This is a genomic window from Cytobacillus sp. MT66, from assembly GCF_058792595.1.
The window spans coordinates 39,660-55,259 of sequence record NZ_JBXAFB010000004.1; the positions used below are offsets into that span (position 1 = coordinate 39,660).

16 protein-coding genes are annotated in these 15,600 nt (G+C 40.9%); 11 read left to right on the plus strand and 5 right to left on the minus strand.

Annotated features, from left to right (window positions below; all coding sequences use genetic code 11):
• Window positions 1-119: 119 nt before the first annotated feature.
• The 10 genes from AC1Q59_RS08675 (at window position 120) to AC1Q59_RS08720 (ending at window position 9,001) form a co-directional block, all read left to right on the plus strand.
• Window positions 120-893, plus strand: a complete 774-nt coding sequence (locus AC1Q59_RS08675; RefSeq protein ID WP_492365416.1) for a class I SAM-dependent methyltransferase — start codon at window positions 120-122, stop codon at window positions 891-893.
• Window positions 894-1,009: 116 nt separating this feature from the next.
• Window positions 1,010-2,641 (plus strand): L-glutamate gamma-semialdehyde dehydrogenase, encoded by a 1,632-nt coding sequence (pruA, locus tag AC1Q59_RS08680; protein WP_492365417.1) that lies wholly within the window; start codon window positions 1,010-1,012, stop codon window positions 2,639-2,641.
• Between the two features lie 264 nt (window positions 2,642-2,905).
• Complete coding sequence (locus AC1Q59_RS08685; RefSeq protein ID WP_492365418.1) at window positions 2,906-3,637, plus strand: (Fe-S)-binding protein; 732 nt, start codon at window positions 2,906-2,908, stop codon at window positions 3,635-3,637.
• 1 nt (window position 3,638) lies between these two features.
• Entirely contained in the window at window positions 3,639-5,066 is a 1,428-nt protein-coding gene (locus AC1Q59_RS08690; RefSeq protein ID WP_492365419.1) for a LutB/LldF family L-lactate oxidation iron-sulfur protein, read from the plus strand.
• Window positions 5,063-5,782, plus strand: a complete 720-nt coding sequence (locus tag AC1Q59_RS08695) for a LutC/YkgG family protein (RefSeq protein WP_492365420.1) — start codon at window positions 5,063-5,065, stop codon at window positions 5,780-5,782. The genes AC1Q59_RS08690 and AC1Q59_RS08695 overlap by 4 nt, the downstream gene beginning before the upstream one ends.
• A gap of 201 nt (window positions 5,783-5,983) precedes the next feature.
• Window positions 5,984-6,427, plus strand: a complete 444-nt coding sequence (locus AC1Q59_RS08700) for a hypothetical protein (RefSeq protein WP_492365421.1) — start codon at window positions 5,984-5,986, stop codon at window positions 6,425-6,427.
• 151 nt (window positions 6,428-6,578) lie between these two features.
• Complete coding sequence (locus AC1Q59_RS08705; protein ID WP_492365422.1) at window positions 6,579-7,223, plus strand: copper amine oxidase N-terminal domain-containing protein; 645 nt, start codon at window positions 6,579-6,581, stop codon at window positions 7,221-7,223.
• A 13-nt stretch (window positions 7,224-7,236) separates the two neighbouring features.
• A complete protein-coding gene (locus AC1Q59_RS08710) occupies window positions 7,237-7,482 on the plus strand; it encodes a hypothetical protein (protein WP_492365423.1) in 246 nt (81 codons plus the stop codon).
• An 18-nt stretch (window positions 7,483-7,500) separates the two neighbouring features.
• On the plus strand, window positions 7,501-8,421 hold the full coding sequence (locus AC1Q59_RS08715; RefSeq protein ID WP_492365424.1) for an FAD:protein FMN transferase: 921 nt from the start codon (window positions 7,501-7,503) through the stop codon (window positions 8,419-8,421).
• The gene (locus AC1Q59_RS08720; protein WP_492365425.1) at window positions 8,408-9,001 is read left to right on the plus strand and encodes a ferric reductase-like transmembrane domain-containing protein; all 594 of its coding nucleotides are present in this window, start codon (window positions 8,408-8,410) and stop codon (window positions 8,999-9,001) included. The genes AC1Q59_RS08715 and AC1Q59_RS08720 overlap by 14 nt, the downstream gene beginning before the upstream one ends.
• Window positions 9,002-9,059: 58 nt before the next feature.
• Here the strand turns inward: AC1Q59_RS08720 and AC1Q59_RS08725 are convergent, their stop codons facing one another.
• Entirely contained in the window at window positions 9,060-10,298 is a 1,239-nt protein-coding gene (locus tag AC1Q59_RS08725; RefSeq protein ID WP_492365426.1) for a sensor histidine kinase, read from the minus strand.
• On the minus strand, window positions 10,291-10,968 hold the full coding sequence (locus tag AC1Q59_RS08730) for a response regulator transcription factor (protein ID WP_492365427.1): 678 nt from the start codon (window positions 10,966-10,968) through the stop codon (window positions 10,291-10,293). The genes AC1Q59_RS08725 and AC1Q59_RS08730 overlap by 8 nt, the downstream gene beginning before the upstream one ends.
• 219 nt (window positions 10,969-11,187) lie before the next feature.
• On the opposite strand from AC1Q59_RS08730, the gene AC1Q59_RS08735 reads away from it, so the two are divergent.
• Complete coding sequence (locus AC1Q59_RS08735; protein ID WP_492365428.1) at window positions 11,188-12,606, plus strand: vWA domain-containing protein; 1,419 nt, start codon at window positions 11,188-11,190, stop codon at window positions 12,604-12,606.
• A 580-nt stretch (window positions 12,607-13,186) separates the two neighbouring features.
• On the opposite strand, the gene AC1Q59_RS08740 is transcribed toward AC1Q59_RS08735, so the two are convergent.
• From AC1Q59_RS08740 to AC1Q59_RS08750, 3 genes are all read right to left on the minus strand, one after another.
• The gene (locus AC1Q59_RS08740; RefSeq protein ID WP_492365429.1) at window positions 13,187-14,155 is read right to left on the minus strand and encodes an L-lactate dehydrogenase; all 969 of its coding nucleotides are present in this window, start codon (window positions 14,153-14,155) and stop codon (window positions 13,187-13,189) included.
• An 86-nt stretch (window positions 14,156-14,241) separates the two neighbouring features.
• Window positions 14,242-14,892 (minus strand): sensor histidine kinase, encoded by a 651-nt coding sequence (locus tag AC1Q59_RS08745; RefSeq protein WP_492365430.1) that lies wholly within the window; start codon window positions 14,890-14,892, stop codon window positions 14,242-14,244.
• A gap of 1 nt (window position 14,893) precedes the next feature.
• Entirely contained in the window at window positions 14,894-15,553 is a 660-nt protein-coding gene (locus AC1Q59_RS08750; protein WP_492365431.1) for a response regulator, read from the minus strand.
• Window positions 15,554-15,600 lie beyond the last annotated feature (47 nt).

Below are 15,600 nucleotides of genomic sequence, written 5' to 3' on the forward strand. Positions count from 1 at the left end.
AGACGATACCCAAGCTTTTATGGATATAGATGTATATTTCCACCGCAGGAAATGTTTTTGCGTTCTCTATTTCATCTGATAAAATGTAAATATTCTTATAATTGGTGAGGTGCAAAAATATGAGTGCTGTTAACGCTTGGAATGCTAAATTGTACGATGATAAATTCACCTATGTATCTCATTATGGCAAGGGAGTCGTTGAATTGCTTGAACCAAAGCAAGGAGAACGAATCCTTGATTTGGGATGCGGAACAGGGGACCTTTCCAATGAAATCTCTAAGTCTGGTGCAATCGTGACGGGAATGGATGCATCCGTTGAAATGATTAACAAGGCTCGTGAAAAGTATTCTTCTATCTTGTTCATGCATGATAATGGTGAGACCTTTAGAACAGATGAAAAGTATCATGCTGTTTTTTCAAACGCAGCCCTTCATTGGATGAAAAATGCTGAACAAGTAGTCCATTCTGTTGAGCAGGCTTTAATCCCAGGTGGCCGTTTTGTTGCGGAATTTGGCGGTAAAGGAAATGTACAAACCATTATTCACGGAATAGAAGAGGTGCTTAAAGAAGAGTATGGGGTAGATACAGACACAAGAAACCCCTGGTATTTTCCTAGTATTGGGGAATACAGTACATTGCTGGAACAGAATGGATTTGAGGTAACATTTGCTCATCATTTTAATCGACCAACCCTGCTGCCAGATGGTGAGTATGGATTATATCGTTTTCTAGATAGCTTTGCCAAGGGATTTTTCCCAGAGTCACTGTTAGAGGATAAAAGGATTATATACGAAAAGATAAAAGATCAGATACAATCAAAGTTGTTTAAAGAAGGCATTTGGGAAGCGGATTATAGAAGGATTAGGGTTATAGCAATTAAGCAGGGACAGTAGTAAATAATAACATTAAGGAAATCGCAGTAAAAGAAAAATTATGTTATAATAATTTTGCTAAATAAAAGAACTTCATAGAGCCCCTGGATATTTAAACAGAAAGGAATGTGAAAAGAGTGAGTAACGGAGTTTTCAAAATCCCAACACCTATAAATGAGCCTGGGAATTCATATGCACCAGGTACAAAAGAAAGAGAAACATTAAAAGCAGAATTAGCACGCCAATCTGAGATGGTTGTCGATATTCCTGTGATTATTAATGGTGAAGATATTAAGACAGATACAGTGAAGCAAGTAGTTATGCCGCATGATCACCAACATGTACTAGCAAACTATTCAGTAGCTGGAGAAAAAGAATTGCGTGCTGCTGTGGAAGCGGCATTGGCTGCAAAAGAGGCATGGGAAAATACGCCATGGGAGCACCGTGCTGCTGTTTTCTTAAAAGCTGCTGATTTAATCTCTGGTCCATACCGTGACGTAATAAATGCTGCTACAATGTTAGGCCAATCCAAAACAGCTATTCAAGCAGAAATTGATTCTGCACAAGAATTAGCAGATTTCTTACGTTTTGGCGTTGATTATGCTAATCAAATCTATCAAATTCAGCCGGATAATATAAAGAATGTATGGAACCGTTTAGATTACCGTGCATTAGATGGCTTTGTATTAGCTATTTCTCCATTTAACTTTACAGCAATTGGCGGGAACTTACCATCAGCTCCTGCTATGATGGGGAATGTAGTTGTATGGAAACCAGCATCAACTTCTGTACTAGCAAACTACTACTTTATGCGTATTTTAGAAGAAGCAGGATTACCTAAAGGCGTAATCAACTTCGTTCCTTCTCGCGGATCACAGGTTTCAGAAGTAGTATTAACGGATCCTCGCATGGCTGGATTCCATTTTACTGGATCAACAAGTACGTTCCAAACAATCTGGAAAACAGTAGGAGAAAATATTACTAATTATCAATCCTATCCTCGTCTAGTTGGGGAAACAGGCGGTAAAGACTTTGTGTTTGCTCACGAAACTGCACAAGCTGATAAAGTCGTAGCTAATCTTGTTCGTGGTGCATTTGAATATCAAGGTCAAAAATGTTCTGCTGCTTCACGGGCTTACATTCCAGCAAGCATGTGGGAAAAAGTAAAAGCTGGCTTATTGGAAGAAACAGCGAAGCTTAAAGTAGGCGATGTTCGCAACTTTACTAATTTCATGGGTGCAGTCATTGATAAAGCGGCTTTTGATTCAATTGCAAGCTATATCGACTACGCTAAAGCTTCTGAAGAGGCAGAAATTATTGCTGGTGGTACTTATGATGATTCTGTTGGATATTTCGTTCAACCGACAATCATTGTGACAACAAATCCAAACTTCAAAACAATGGTAGAAGAAATCTTTGGACCAGTGTTAACAATCTATGTTTATGAAAATAATAAATTAGAAGAAACACTGGATTCATTAGATACAGCGTCTATGTATGCATTGACAGGTTCTATCTTTGCACAAGATCGTCAAGCTATTCTGCACTTGGAACGCCGCTTATCTGGCGCAGCCGGAAACTTCTATATTAATGACAAACCAACTGGCGCAATGATTAATCAGCAGCCATTTGGCGGTTCTCGCGGTTCTGGTACAAACGATAAAGCAGGTTCTGTTTTCAACATGGTTCGTTGGACAAGTCCACGTGTTATCAAGGAAAACTTTGCACCAACTACAGACATTGCCTATCCTTTTATGGACGAAGAGTAATATAAAATAAAAAGAGGTTGAAACGCTTAGTTTCAACCTCTTTTTTAATTACTAAATAATTGGGTTGTGCAGCCTTTTTGTTTTTAGTTATTTAATAAGGAAGAGTGATAGATTACAATAATAGAAGATGGTATGATCGGCTTAACACATAAAGATGCCTATAGAAACATATTTATGGTACAAGTTGCCGCATCGAAATTTTCTGCTTTTCTAGTGTAAATTAACGAAATTTTCTTTATTAAATATAAATGGAGATGAGTGAACATGAAAGTAGCCCTTTTTGCTACCTGCTTAGTGGATATGTTCCGTACAAATGTTGGAAAATCTACGGTTGAACTTTTAGAGCATCTCGGATGTGAAGTAGAGTTTCCCAAGGGACAAATTTGCTGCGGTCAGCCAGCCTACAACGCAGGTTTTGTAAAAGACTCAAAAGAAGCCATGAAGCATATGATAGAAGTTTTTGAGGAAGCTGAATATATCGTTAGTCCTTCAGGCTCTTGCGCCTATATGTTCAAAAAGTATCCAGAAGTATTCCGGGGAGATCCCATTTGGGAACCTCGTGCAAAAAAGGTTGCTGATAAGACGTATGAACTTACGCAATTTATCGTAGATGTACTTCGTGTGGAAGATGTTGGTGCTGCCTTCGATGGGAATGTTACCTATCATATGTCATGCCATATGACTCGGCTGCTTGGTGTAAAAAGCGCTCCAATGACCCTGCTATCGAATGTGCGCGGTTTAAAATATACGGAACTGCCAAACAAAGACACATGCTGCGGCTTCGGCGGAACCTTCTCGGTTAAAATGGAACAGATTTCTGAACAAATGGTAGACGAAAAGGTTCAGCATATCATTGAAACAGGTGCTCAATATTTAATTGGAGCGGATGAAGGCTGCCTTATGAACATTCGCGGACGGGCAGAGCGTGTGGGTGCAAAGGTGGAAGTTCTGCATATTGCGGAAATCTTAAATAATCGCATGGCGGAGGTGAAGTAATATGCCAATGAAAGTAGGCAGTGAGCCATTTAAAAACCGTGTGGATGAAGGGATTCAAAATACTTTTATGCGCGGTGCCGTATCGGGTGCGCAAGACCGTTTAGAGGTTAAGAGATTGCAAGCTGTAGAGGAATTGGGAGACTGGGAAACATGGCGCTTACTTGGAGAACAGATTCGCCAGCATGTTCTTGAGAATCTGGATTACTACCTCACACAGCTGAGCGACAATGTGGCCAAGCTTGGGGGCCATGTGTACTTTGCTTCGACCGCAGAGGAAGCGCGTGAGTATATTGCTGGTGTCGCCAAACAAAAAAATGCAAAAAAAATTGTTAAGTCAAAATCGATGGTAACAGAAGAGATTGATCTAAACCATCATTTGCAGGCAGACGGCCTTGAGGTGGTTGAGACCGATTTAGGCGAATATATTTTACAGCTTGATAATGATCTTCCGTCGCATATTGTTGCACCTGCTCTGCATCGCAATAAGGAACAGGTACAGGAAAGCTTTCATAGTCATCATGGCTATGAAGGGTCGTCTCGCCCAGAAGAGTTGACAAAGCATGCACGTAAAATGCTGCGCAATGATTATTTAACGGCTGATATTGGCATAACAGGCTGTAATTTTGCTGTTGCTGAAACGGGATCGGTTTGTATTGTCACAAATGAAGGAAATGCAGATCTATCAACCTCTCTTCCAAAAACACAAATTACTGTGATGGGGATGGAGCGTCTCGTTCCGACCTTTGAGGAGCTAGAAGTCCTAGTCAACATGCTGACACGAAGTGCCGTCGGACAAAAACTGCCTAGTTATGTAACGGTGCTTAGCGGTCCGCGCGGTGAGGGGGATGCAGATGGTCCAGAGGAATTTCATTTGGTTATTGTCGATAATGGCCGTTCTGAAATATTGGGGACCGAATTTCAGCCTATTTTACAATGTATTCGCTGTGCAGCCTGTGCCAATGTTTGTCCGGTATACCGTCATGTTGGCGGCCATTCGTACGGTTCAATTTATTCTGGTCCGGTTGGAGCAGTGCTTTCACCGCTGCTTGGCGGATATGATGAATATAAGGAGCTTCCTTTCGCTTCAACACTATGCGGAGCCTGTACCGACGTATGTCCGGTGAAAATTCCGCTGCATGAATTGCTTCACAAACATCGTCAGGTCATTGTGGAAAAAGAAGGTCGCGCACCAATATCTGAACGCTTCCTTATGTCCATTTTTGGAATGGGCTCTTCATCATCAGGCCTTTATAATATGGGTTCGAAAATCGCATCAAAAGCATTAAAGCCAATTATTAAAGATAGCCATATCTCCAAAGGAGTAGGCCCGCTGAAAAATTGGATGGAAGCACGCGAATTCCCTGCACCAAATAAGGAGCGTTTCCGCGACTGGTTTGAAAATAGAGCAAAGGGAGGAAACGAGTCATGATAGGGCAAATTCAAAACCGCCAGGCCTTTATAGAAAAAATTTCACAAAAGCTTAAGCGCAGCGAAGTCCCATCCGCTATTGAGCCGCCACAGTGGTCATATGCACCGCAGTATCAAGTATTGAAGGATAAAACACAGGATGAATTGCTTGAGGTGCTGCAGAAACAATGTCAATTGATCAATACAAGCTGTGTGGTTACTAAGCTTGCTGACTTACCAGGGGCTGTCTATGAGACGATTCAATCATACGGAGGCGGTCCGGTCATAGCTTGGCAGGATGAGCGCTTCGGGCATTACGGATTAACTGAACTTTTCAATGAACGTCTGCCTAAAGAACAGGTACCTGTCAACACTTGGGATCCTGCCAAAGGGCGTGAAAACGTCTCGCTTGCCGAAAAGGCTAATGTAGGCATTACGATTGCCGAGCAGATGCTTGCTGAATCGGGAACAGCTGTCCTTTTTAGTTATAAAAATCATGGCCGCGCAGTGAACTTTTTACCGGAGAAGTCTATTATTTTAATACCGAAGAGCATGATTGTGCCGAGGATGACACAGGCAGCTGCTTCCCTGCGTAAGCGTGTATTGCAGGGAGAAAAGGTGCCGCCATGCATCAACTTCATATCCGGCCCAAGCAACTCAGCTGATATCGAGCTGATTCTTGTCGTTGGCGTGCACGGACCTAATTATATGACTTATATTGTTATTGAGGATTTGTAAGATTACCCTGTGTAAATCCCTGGAGATACGGACACAAGGGAGTGGGAAAAAAGTAGAAGCTGTCAGAAAGGTATCCTGATTCTGACAGCTTTTACGGAAAATGAGTTAATACTGTCCAAAAGCCCGCTCTAATACGGACTTATGCTACAATGAAGTTATCATACGCAGTCCGAAATTTGTGAGAGTGAGGGGTTCGTAGAAATGGACTATATTCTTACATATTTGATTACCCTTATTGTCATAGTCATAGCAGTGTTTGTTACGCTTTATTTCAAGTCTGAGCTTGAGCGGATGTTTCGGGAAAAAGAAGATGTTCTCCCTTTTCATATCTGCAATGTAGTTATTATCTTGATGGTTTCCCTTGGAGCAAACGCTTGCCTGACTTACTATGTCTTTGAGAACAAATTGAACATGGCCCTGCAGTTAGTCATTCTCATTTTCATGACCTTACCCCTTTATTTGCTGGGAAACTGGGCTTTTGAAAAATACAAAACCGTTTACCGAAAATACACGCCTGGAGAGAATAAAAAAGTGGTGGTACTGAACCAGAAGTACCTAAAAAAGAAAAAGACCTTTTTGGAATCCTCTTCCGTCAAAAATTATAATGCTGTATTTTCAAAGGATGAAACGAAAGCAAAGAAATAACACCCACATTCAAGTGGATATCCACGATCTTAACTGGAGCTTCTCAAAAGTAACCAAAACTTTTGAGAAGCTTTTTTTATTGAATGAATTTCAGATTTCTTTCAGACTTCCTATTTATAGTTATCTACAAGATGAGAAGGGAGGAAGCAGCATGAAAAAGTTTTTTATCCTTTTGTCCGTGTTGTTTTTATTAAACATCGTCAATTTTACCGTTAAGGCGGATGACCGTCATGACGATGATGACGACTATGAGGAGTATGAATATTACAAGGAGGATTGGAGGGGTGAGGATGACGATGAGGAGTATGACGATGACGAGGATGATGAGTATTACTATGATAATGAACAAATGAATGACATCGGCAGCAGCGGTTCCCATTGGTATTTATGGACGAGAACAGTGGAATCAGTAAAGGGGGAATTGCCATTTTCTGAGCCGAAAAATGTTGCCTATCAAAATAGCGTATCGGGTGAACAGCTGTCTATTTACAGTATCCCATCTAAGGGAGAAATTTTTATACCAGGCAAAAGGGTAAGTGAATTTTTAGGTGCAAAAGCCGTATTCTACCCTGCTAGCCGTATCCTCGAAATCAGCATGGATGACACGGAACTTATTTTTCGTGCAGACACAAATGTATCTTATGAAGATAAAGTAAAAACGCCGATTCCGGCAGCAGCGATGTTTTTTAATGGTGATGTTTACTTGCCAATTAGTGTCGTGGCAAATGGTTTAGGCTTTTCGGTGGAATGGGATGAACAACAGCAAGTGTTTCTTTTTTCAAAGCTAATTCAATAGAGGAGGATTACTCATGAAAGCAGATAAGAAAGCAAAGTGGATCATCGGAGCAGCTGGTGTGACTTTTTCAGCCTTTTTACTTACACAAATAGATACCCTGGGTAAAGGGGAAGACCCTATACAGCCGGGCATTGTCATGGATGAATCGATGTCCGACCGGGAAAAAGAGTTGCTTTCGTTAGACTGGACGAATTTCGAAATCACTCAAGTTCAGCCGTATGAAAGGGAACGCAGTGACCGAGCGACAAGAAGGACTTAATGCGGGGATGGTGAAATAATGGAAACCTTTTCAATGGATGTAATGAATACAAATGTCTACATTGAAATTTCCAATAGCCAAAGAAGCAGCTGGAAAGATGAAATAAAGCAATGGTTTTTATATGTCAATCAAGAATGGTCGCGATTCCGTGATGATAATGAATTGGCTATGCTAAACAACATACCAAAGGGTGAAAAGATTGTGCTGCCGGCTCCCTTATATGAAGTTTTATATCGTGCCAATGAATACTATGAAAAAACAGCGGGGCTCTTTTCCCCTTACTTAAAAAAACAAATGGAACGAAGCGGGTATGTTAAATCGTTTCCTTTTTCCAAAGCACCAGGAACCTCCAACGCACAGCTCCATGAACATGTGGCGAATGAGTCAAAGCCCATTCTTTTTCTAGATGCCAGCACCATCGTTAAAAACACCAATCAGGAAGTGGATCTTGGCGGGATTGCCAAAGGGTATGCGATGGAAAGCGCAGCCAAATGGTTAAGAAAAACAGCAGGTGCCAAGTATGGAATTGTTGATGGCGGCGGAGATATAACCATGTGGTCAGATGGCATAAAGGAGTGGAAGATTGGGATAGCCAATCCCTTTAAGGAAGGGGAAGAAATAGGGCTTATCACAATGAAAAATGGGGCGATCGCTACATCAAATGTGCTGTACAGAAGCTGGATGCAAGCAGGTGAAAGAAAACATCATCTGTTAAATGGCAGAACAGGCTCACCAATAAGGACTGATGTTGTGCAGGCTACAGCGGTGACCGGACATCTGCTCGACGGAGAAGTACTTGCAAAAATGTGCTTTTTACTTCCTGAAAAGGAACGGGAACAGTGGTTTACAGATCATTATCCGCAATGCCGTTACATTCTATTAAGGGAAAGTGACCGAATTAAACTTGAAAAGGAGGAGATAACAGATGGAGTTTTTTGAGTTAGTGAATACATGGGTTCTGATTCGCCTATTTGGATTGCTGGCCTACCTTTTCTTTACCTTATCCGTTATCTTTGGAATGTTAGGTCAGTTTGCCTTCTTCAAACATAAAAAAGCCATCTTGTTTCAGGTTCACCTGTCTTCCGCGTGGGCAGGGCTGGTAACTGTTCTTGTTCATATGCTGCTATTATTGATTGACTCCTATCAGCCGTATGGGTTAGGGGAGATCCTCATTCCTTTTGCATCTTCCTACAGTCCGATTTTATCCGGAATTGGAACAATCGCTTTCCTATTGTTCTTAATTGTTATATTTACATCGGATGTCATGATGAAAGTGCTTGGACGTCCGCTGTGGAAAAAGATTCATACTCTTGTCTTTCCTTCCTGGCTTGGAATGGTAGTACATGGTTTATTTCTGGGTACTGATTCGGCAAACATTGGTGTTTACTCGTTCTACATGGCTTCGATTATCATAGTGATGGCGGTCCTTCTATTGGCTTTGCTGAATGAGCAAAATAAGAAAACAGCGCAGCAGAAAGACCGCACCTCAGCAAAGCTGCAGAGTATTAGAAAAGGATGAAGAAAAGACGGACGACTATAAGAAAAAAATAGCCCAATGGAAAAGCAGACGAATGTTTCTATTTTTCCATTGGGAATGTAATGTAAAAGTTCGTCCCTTTGCCTATTTCGCTTTTAACCTTAATGGTTCCATGGTGCAAATCGACAATAGACTTTGCAATGGAAAGTCCCAATCCTGTACCTGATCCAGCTCGAGCGGCATCGCCGCGATAAAAGCGTTCGAAAATACGCTGAAGGTCCTTTTCATTGATGCCAACACCGCTATCCTGAACGGTAATGATCATATTATTTCCGGCTTTCTCCAGGGAAAGCGAGATCGTGCCATCTTTCGTATACCTTATAGCATTATCTAATAAAATATAGATAAGCTCTTGTATTCTATTTTTATCCCCATACATTTGTATGTTTTGCTCAATGTTAGTATTCAATTGAATGGCAGCTGGAAGGATACGGGAAAACTTTCTTGTGATTGATAAGACTAAATCCGTTAGGGAGAAATGTTCCCTTTTTAAAGAAAACTCCTTTTGGTCATTCCTCGCTAAAAATAATAAATCCTCCAATAATTCCTTCATCGATAAGGCTTCTGATTTTAAGTCATCCAAAACCTCTTGGTTGAGTGGGCTCAGATGTTCTTTGTCTTCGGATTCCAGCAGCTCCAATGAACTGAAAAAGATGCTTAACGGTGTTCGCAGCTCATGTGAGGCATCTGAAACAAATCTTTTTTGCTTAGTAAAAGATGCTTCGATCGGCTTCATCGCTTTTCCTGCTAAATAATAACTTAAAACCGATAACAGTACAGTTGCGATGAGGAGCATGATGATAAATATCCATAGGATTCTCTGAAAAAAGTGGTATTGGTCTGTGATTGATTGTCCAACGACGATAAAACCAAGCGGTTGTTCCATTGATTTTACTGGCTTATAAAGAAGCAATAAATGTTCTTGCTGCCACTCAATCTTTGCCATCCTAGACTTTTCAAGTGTTTCCGGAAAACGGCTTTTAAGGGTGTTAAAAAATCCCTTGAATTGTTCATCACCATGGATAATCTCCTTTTCCACATTGAATACATAATAGAAGTAGGAACGATTGGGATCGTAGGAGATTGTTTGGTTTTCATCATCCGTGTGTTCCATTAAATCATGCTGCTGTGTGGAGTAATGTTCCTCCAGTTCCTCCCTTTGCTGCTGTTCCATGGCATTAAACATTAAGGTGTAAATCAAGATTAATATCACGAGTAAAAATAGAAAAAAGGAAGCGGTAAATAAAATGGTTAAATTTCTGCGTATCGGATTAAACATCTTCATCTCTCATTTTATATCCAATTCCTCTTACATTCTGAATAAAAGAGGGCTTCCCTTTCAGATCAATTTTTTTACGCACCAGCTTCACGAGAGCATCGAGGGCATTATCGGTAACGTCACTGTCATACCCCCAAATTCGGTCGATTATCTGTTCACGGGTGAGCACCCGGCCTTTATTGCGAAATAAGTATTCGAGAAATTGAAATTCATTTTTGGTTAACTCAATTTTTTCATTGCTGCGAAGCAGCCTGTGTGATGCTAAATCTAATTGCATGTTCCCAGCAGTTAGTTCTTGTTCAAAGGGTTTGTCTCTTCTCCTGGACAAAGCCCGTATTCTTGCCAGTAATTCCTCCATTTTAAAAGGCTTTACAAGATAATCATCTGCTCCATGATCCAAACCAGTAACAATGTTTTCGGGCTCATCTTTAGCTGTTAGCATAATAATGCCGCCTTGAAACCCATTTTGGCGAAGGTTTGCACAGGCCTTCAGCCCATCCATTACAGGCATCATCCAGTCAAGAATAATGACATCATACGTTGTGATGGCTGCATAATCTAACGCATCTTGGCCATTTTCCACATAATCTGCCTGATGACTTTGCTTCTTAAGCATATGATAAAGCACCTTGCCGAGCCTTTGGTCATCTTCAGCTAATAGTATTTTCATATACATGACCCCCTTATAATCAAATTACCACGTATTTTATAAAAGTTATCTGAAATTTTTATGAAACTTTGTTACTACTCCTCTCAAATTTGCTTTTTTAATCCCATTACTTATTTCCTGTTTTTATTTTTCCCTTAAGAGGAAGATTGAAAATACTGTAAAATCATCTCAGAAGAACTTAATCAATGGTGAAGTATATATTAATGGAGGAATTTAGACGTGTTTAATAACCATACTGCTAAACTAGTTAGCTGTTTTTTGTGTTTTCTCTTATTAACTGGATGCGCTGACCAGGCGAAACCATCTTCCAATGTAAAGGATGAAATAGGTGCTGAAAAGAAGATAGAGGAAGAAAAGGCGAGTGAAGAGATTCCAAAAGCACCCGCAGGGCTGGAAGAAATGATTGCCCAAAGCCCGGGCAAACTTGTTGAGGAATATATAGATCCAAAGCTTGAGACAGTTGGGGCCATCGATTATTTTAAATACAGTAAATTTATCGATAAAACGTTTACCCCGATCGCAAACAAGGAGCTGCAGAATTATTTTGAGAAACACAAGGATTTAACGAGTGATCAAATCTATGATTATCTTGTCTATCAGCTTGCTTCCGGACAATATCAATCATATTATGATAAATTAATCTCTTACGACCATGGCTATGTGATGCCAGATCTCCCAGACGGAGAGGATGAAATCGAATTAGCTAAGAAACAGAAAACAAATGTCGTGATTTTAATGGATGCGAGCGGAAGCATGAAGGCAAGTGTCACAGGTGGAGTGAAAATGGATCTTGCCAAAGAGACGATTAAACAATTTACAGACCAGCTTGAGGGTGATATAAATGTTTCACTTCTTGCCTATGGCCACAAAGGGACTGGGAAGGATTCTGATAAGGAGAAATCATGCAAAGCTATTGAAACCCTTTATCCGCTAGGATCCTATGATGAGGGGCAGTTCAATAAAGCAATGAATTCTTTTCAGGCTAGCGGCTGGACCCCTTTAGCGGGAGCGATGGAGAGGGCGAATGAACTTCTATCAGCCTATTCCAGTGATGAATATAAGAATATTGTCTATATCGTAAGCGATGGAATCGAAACTTGTGATGGCAGCCCTATCGAAGCAGCTAAAAAGCTGCACGAAAGTAATATTCAGGCTAAAGTAAATATCATTGGCTTCGATGTGGATGACGAGGGTCAAAAGCAGCTGAAGCAAGCGGCAGAGGCCGGCGGCGGAGATTATGCGACTGTCCGGGATCAGTCAGAATTCGAAGATGTTATTTTGAAAAAGTGGCAGCCAAGCATTTTTCAGCTCATCAGCCAGCAGGGTGTCATGCTTCATGAATTTGTGGAGCAAAAACAAAGACTGTTAGATATTCATAGTCCGTTATATAATGCTTCGGAGCGGGAAGCTAATCGAATCATATCTGCTTCCTATTTTTTAGAAGATCAAAAGCTTATTAGCGATGAGGCAGGAGCAGCCGTTAGGGAAAAGGCAAAGGAAATGCGCGATTTGCGCAATGAACACTTTAAAGCAGTAAGGGACCAAAAAGACGAGGAAGCAAAACAAGCCCACGACGAGATTGAAGCCAAAGTTCAAGAGTGGAAGGATAAATGGTATAAGGAGCTTGACAAGAACTAATACAGCCATTACCATCTTACTCATGCAATAGCGCTAATAAAAGGCTATTATGCTCAGAAAATAAATCGCAATCAAGGGAGTCAGAAAGGAGCGCTGATTCTGACAGCTCAATCGGGAAAATCGGCAAAGGGAGTCAGAAAGGAGCGCTGATTCTGACAGCTCAATCAGGAAATCGGCAAAGGGAGTCAGAAAGGAGCGCTGATTCTGACAGCTCAATCGGGAAATCGGCAAAGGGAGTCAGAAAGGAGCACCGATTCTGACAGCTCAATCGGGAAATCAGCAAAGGGAGTCAGAAAGGAGTACCGATTCTGACAGCTCAATCAGGAAATCGGCAAAGGGAGTCAGAAAGGAGCGCTGATTCTGGCAGCTCAATCGGGGAAATCGGCAAAGGGAGTCAGAAAGCTACCCTGATTCTGACACTCTAACCGGAATAGTTACCTATAGCAGTCAGAATCCCGCCCTGGATTCCCATGAAAAAAAGCAGAGCGCAATTTCGGTTGAAATTCGCTCTGCTTTTTTTATGCCATGACTTGTCTGAAAGGTCATGTTTGTCTTTCGAAAGCGAACAGTTTGCCCAATATTACTTACCTGTATTTGCAACCTTCATCGCTTCTTTAATATAGTCTGCCGATTGATGTAGCCATTCCAGCTCCTGTTCATCAAGCTCAATTTCCAGCTGCTGCTCAACGCCATTTCTTCCAATAATGCAAGGCATGCTTAATGCCACATCTCCATCATATCCGTATTGACCGTGCAGTGTGGTGGAAACCGGATAAACACTTCGTTCATCAAGCAACACTGCTTTTGCTAATGTAACGGCAGCTTGGGCAATGCCGGCGTTTGTCCAGCCTTTGCCATTAAGCACGTTAAAGGCTGCTTTGACTACCTGATCCTTGATGCCTTCACGGCTTAAAGGTTCTTTTCCTTTAAAAACTTGATCTAATTCTTTTTCGCCAAATCCCTGTACACTTAAACGGCTTAACACTGGAAAAGCAGTATGTCCATGTTCGCCCATCATATAACCAGTAACGCTTTTGGGATCGATGTCATAATTATCGGCAATTACCTTGCGTAGGCGTGCGGAATCAAGCATCGTCCCTGTTCCAAATACGCGTCCTTTGGTATAGTCGAATTCATTTTCTGCGATATATAACATCGTATCTAGAGGATTTGTAATCATAATAAGGATGGCATCTTTTGTGTATTTAGTAATGCCGGCCATTACCTCACGAATGACCTCCGCATTGACAGCAGCTAATTTTGCGCGGTCTGGTGTCTTATCTGCTTCACTTTTTGTCATGCTTGGACCAGCGGCACAAATGATCACATCTGCATCCGCACATTCAGAATAATCCCCGGCACGCACCGAAGTATTCGACATATATGTAAGAGCGGTAGCGTGTGCTTGGTCAAGAGCTTCACCATAAGCAACATCCTTGTCAGCATCAATCACAGCAATTTCCGCAAAAAGCCCTAATTTCATAGCATCTGCAAGCACGTACGAGCCAACATGGCCGACTCCGACAACTGCTAATTTATTTCTTTTCATGTTATACCTCCTATCAATATACATAATTATATTACCACGTTAATTCAGAAAAGAGTTATTTTTTACGGTTGTTTGAATAATCCATGCTAATGTCTTGGAATTTGAATTCTAATAGTCGTTCCTAAACTGGTCTCCGAATTAATACAGGCGGACCCTCCAAGGCCCTCAGCTCGTTCCTTAATACTAAATAAACCAATCCCCTTTTTTGTTCTGGTCGTTTCATAATCTTCTATGTTAAAGCCTGTTCCGTTATCCTTGAGCATTAGGAGAATAGTGTCCTCTTCTATCATAATAGAAACTTGGATGAGGCTTGCTTTGGCATATTTTGCTGAATTGGTTAAGGCTTCCTGGCTAATACGATAAAGGGATGTTTCTATCTCAGGAGATAGTCTTCCGACCTCGCCGGAAATTTCAAATGTAACTGGGATACCGTAAACTTGTTTGTATGTTTCAAGGTAGGAACGAAGAGCGGGAATAAGGCCTAAATCATCTAATGTTCTGGGGCGCAGCGTCTGGGCAATATCTTTGATCTCGTGCATGGCATTTTTTGTTAACATTTTTATTGTTTTAAGGCCTGCATCAATTTTGTCTGTCGCAGTTTCTTTTTCCAAGGAATTAATTGTTATAAGAATGGCATATAAATATTGGCCAGCTCCATCATGCAGTTCCCTCGATATATGCCTTTTTTCCTCTTCATACATCTCAAATATCTTATTTGAAAAGACCTTTTCTTCCAATCTAATCTTCTCCCCATGAAGTATAGTCAATGATACCACTCGTTATTGCAAATTTAATAAGGTCTTGACGTGTATTCATCTTTAATTTATCCATGATTTTTGACCGATAAGCTTCTATTGTTTTTATAGAAAGATACATAGTATCAGCAATTTCCCGATTAGTGAATCCTTTAGCCAGATAGGAAAGAACCTCTTGTTCCCGCCCTGTTAGCTTTTGACGATCGTCCTCTTCAGCCGGACGTATTTTTATATATTCTTCCAATAAAAGCTTGGTTGCATTTGGGTAAAGGAAGGCTTCCCCGTGATGGACTGCACGAATCGCCTCGAGTAAATCTTCTTCGTCATGGCTTTTCAGAAGATAACCGGATGCCCCAGCTTGTAAAACACGGAATAGATATTCCTTGTCATCGTGCATGGTTAAAACAATAATCTTTATTAGTTTGTTTTCTTCATTAATTTGTTTAGTGGCAAGAAGTCCACTTTTTTTGGGCATATTTAAATCCATGATGACAATATCGGGGCATTTCTCAAGAGCTTTATAAACAACTTCTTCACCATTTTGAGCTTCATCTATTACCTTCATATCATGCTGTTTATTAATCATTAGTTTAATTCCTGAACGAACAATTGAGTGGTCATCGGCTATGAGGACAGAAATCACTATAAGACCCCCATTATAAGACATTTAAATAAAGTATAAATCACGAT

Coding starts and splice junctions, on each gene's coding strand:
- AC1Q59_RS08730 (WP_492365427.1), bottom strand. CDS start 10,968: ATGAAAATACTATTAGCTGAAGATGACCAAAGGCTCGGCAAGGTGCTT.
- AC1Q59_RS08685 (WP_492365418.1), top strand. CDS start 2,906: ATGAAAGTAGCCCTTTTTGCTACCTGCTTAGTGGATATGTTCCGTACA.
- AC1Q59_RS08710 (WP_492365423.1), top strand. CDS start 7,237: ATGAAAGCAGATAAGAAAGCAAAGTGGATCATCGGAGCAGCTGGTGTG.
- AC1Q59_RS08720 (WP_492365425.1), top strand. CDS start 8,408: ATGGAGTTTTTTGAGTTAGTGAATACATGGGTTCTGATTCGCCTATTT.
- AC1Q59_RS08740 (WP_492365429.1), bottom strand. CDS start 14,155: ATGAAAAGAAATAAATTAGCAGTTGTCGGAGTCGGCCATGTTGGCTCG.
- AC1Q59_RS08725 (WP_492365426.1), bottom strand. CDS start 10,298: ATGTTTAATCCGATACGCAGAAATTTAACCATTTTATTTACCGCTTCC.
- AC1Q59_RS08700 (WP_492365421.1), top strand. CDS start 5,984: ATGGACTATATTCTTACATATTTGATTACCCTTATTGTCATAGTCATA.
- AC1Q59_RS08715 (WP_492365424.1), top strand. CDS start 7,501: ATGGAAACCTTTTCAATGGATGTAATGAATACAAATGTCTACATTGAA.
- AC1Q59_RS08695 (WP_492365420.1), top strand. CDS start 5,063: ATGATAGGGCAAATTCAAAACCGCCAGGCCTTTATAGAAAAAATTTCA.
- AC1Q59_RS08675 (WP_492365416.1), top strand. CDS start 120: ATGAGTGCTGTTAACGCTTGGAATGCTAAATTGTACGATGATAAATTC.
- AC1Q59_RS08690 (WP_492365419.1), top strand. CDS start 3,639: ATGCCAATGAAAGTAGGCAGTGAGCCATTTAAAAACCGTGTGGATGAA.
- AC1Q59_RS08705 (WP_492365422.1), top strand. CDS start 6,579: ATGAAAAAGTTTTTTATCCTTTTGTCCGTGTTGTTTTTATTAAACATC.